Annotated in this window: 2 protein-coding genes and 1 pseudogene; 1 reads left to right on the top strand and 2 read right to left on the bottom strand. The window is 67.1% G+C overall.

Annotated features, from left to right (window positions below; all coding sequences use genetic code 11):
• Nucleotides 1-329: pseudogene (locus C7G61_RS42625) on the top strand (cation efflux transmembrane domain-containing protein); the annotation flags it as partial.
• Between the two features lie 57 nt (nucleotides 330-386).
• On the opposite strand, the gene istB reads toward C7G61_RS42625, so the two are convergent.
• The gene (gene istB / locus C7G61_RS42630; protein ID WP_108523400.1) at nucleotides 387-1,166 is read right to left on the bottom strand and encodes an IS21-like element helper ATPase IstB; all 780 of its coding nucleotides are present in this window, start codon (nucleotides 1,164-1,166) and stop codon (nucleotides 387-389) included.
• Nucleotides 1,163-1,695 (bottom strand): Mu transposase domain-containing protein (locus C7G61_RS45445; protein ID WP_420836850.1); only part of this gene is annotated, 533 nt, incomplete at its 5' end. The genes istB and C7G61_RS45445, both read right to left, overlap by 4 nt.

Here is a 1,695-nt window from a genome sequence, read left to right on the forward strand (position 1 = left end):
CCCACGACCACCATGGTCACGAGGACCACCATGCTCACGAGCTTTCGACCCATCCGGCGAAGAGCCATGAGCATGCGGAGGAAACCTGCGGCCGCCAGGGCGGCGTGCCGATCTTCGACGGCGTCGATCCCCGCTACAAGCGCGTGCTCTGGACCGTGATCGCGATCAATGCCGCCCTGTTCGTCACGGAGATCGTGGCCGGCCATCTCGCGCGCTCGCAGGCCCTGCATGCCGACGCGCTCGATTTTCTCGGCGATACCGTCACCTATGGCCTGAGTCTCGCCGTGATCGGCGCATCCCTGCGCACCCGCGCGACCGCCGCCCTGTTCACTTGTCAAGCGACACCGAGATTTACGAGATAAGGCGACATCCAGTTTTACGACGGCTCAAGCGTGAGCCCGCTGGAGAGCCTCCTCCAGATCCCGCAGGCGATAGCTGCGCCCCTTGATGTTGAGAACATGCGCTCGGTGCAGCAGGCGGTCGAGGATGGCCGTGGCCAGCACCTCGTCGCCGGCCAGCAGCTCGGTCCACTCCCGGATGCTCTTGTTCGTTGTAATCAGGATCGCGCCGCGGCCGTAGCGGTAGGTCACCAGCCGGAAGAACAGGCTCGCCTCCTCCCGGCTCATCGGCTCGAAGCCGAGTTCGTCCACAATCAACAGCGCCATGTTCATATACCGGCGCCGTTTCAGCTGCGCGGGCGGCAAGCCGGCATCGACCTTCAGCGCCGTCATCAGCTCGTCAAAGCGGTAGTACAGGACCGAGAACCCCATCTCGACCGCCCGCGTCCCGAGTGCCACCGAGAGGTGCGTCTTGCCCACCCCCGGAGGGCCCTGCATCAGCACGGTTTCGGCATTGCGGATCCACGCGCCCGTCGCCAGCGTGTCGATCCGGGAGCGCTCGATCGCCGGCTGGAAGGCGAAGTCGAAGTTCTCGAGTGTCTGGCCGATCGGCAGGCCCGACATTTTCAACGAGGTTTTCACCCGCCGTCCTTCGCGCCCTGACTGCTCCACCGCCAGCAGCCGGTCCAGAAAGGCATGCGGGGCCATCGCCTCGGCCACAGCCTCAGTCAGAAGATGATCGAGGTGCTCAGCCGCATAGGAGCAGCCCAGTGCCAGGAGCCGCTCGCGCGTCGTGTCGATATCCAGCCTGAGCTTGCCGGGGGTCATCGCGCCACCTCCGCCAGAGCCGCATACAGGTCGATCGACCGGTGCACCACGGGAGCCTGGGCCAAGTCCTGGAGGCGGGCGCCCAGGCGTCCGAGCGGGGGCGGAGCCATCACCCGCTCCGTGCTCGGCCCGTCATAATGCGCCTGATCGATCAACAGGCGGGCCGGGGTCCCGCGCGGATGCGTGGCCACCACCTCGCAGGCCTTCAGGATCTGCACCTGTCCGGCGGTGCCGCGCACCTCGACCTGCTGCCCGATGAGCCGGAACGGAACGCTGTACTGGCGTCCCTCGAACGCCACCAGCCCGTCAAGACCGACCTGGCGGGTGGCCACCAGATCGAACGGCTCCGGCAATGTCTCGGGCACCCGGGTCAGCCGCACCCGCTCCTCGGCCCAGGCCTCGGCGACGGTTGAGCCGGTGGCGGGGCAGCGCCGCTCGTGGGACAGGATCTCGATGCGCGCATCGGTCCACTGCTGCAGCTCGGCCAGGCTCGCATAGGGGCGGCCATAGGGATTGATCGCCAGACGCT

The organism is Bradyrhizobium algeriense (assembly GCF_003062295.1).
GTDB lineage: Bacteria > Pseudomonadota > Alphaproteobacteria > Rhizobiales > Xanthobacteraceae > Bradyrhizobium > Bradyrhizobium algeriense.

Coding starts and splice junctions, on each gene's coding strand:
- istB (WP_108523400.1), bottom strand. CDS start 1,166: ATGACCCCCGGCAAGCTCAGGCTGGATATCGACACGACGCGCGAGCGG.